General features: G+C 66.3%; 1 protein-coding gene. It reads left to right on the plus strand.

Annotated elements, in window-relative coordinates:
• On the plus strand, positions 1-379 hold a 379-nt coding region (locus tag AC1DN0_RS41515; protein WP_477146673.1), incomplete at its 5' end, for a rhodanese-like domain-containing protein.
• Positions 380-445 lie beyond the last annotated feature (66 nt).

Genomic DNA, 445 nt, shown 5'->3' on the forward strand with positions numbered 1-445 from the left:
GGTCGGCCTGACCGTGGCCATCATCGTCACCGAAGTCCGCCGTCTGTTCCGCGGCTTCAAGTCGCTCAAGCCGGCCGAACTGACCCACCTCATGAATGCCGGTGGCGCGATCGTGGTGGACCTGTCCTCCAGCAGCGATTTCGAAAAGGGCCATATCGCCGGCAGTCGCAACGTGCAGCCGACCGCGTTCGGCCCGGAGCACAAGCTGGTGGCCAACGCCAAGCAGAGCCCGGTGGTGCTGGTATGCCGTACCGGCAATGCGTCCGAAACCGCCGCCAAGGCGTTGAAGAAGGCCGGTTTCGAGCAGGTCCACGTGCTCGACGGCGGCATTCCCGCCTGGCAGCAGGCCGAGCTGCCGCTGGTCAAGGGCCGCAACTGATTTGACCTGGATCGCGCCGCACGCCTTGTGCGCGGCGCCACACGCCCCCATCGCAGGGCATGTAAC

Source organism: Cupriavidus sp. 05N39 (genome assembly GCF_056397325.1).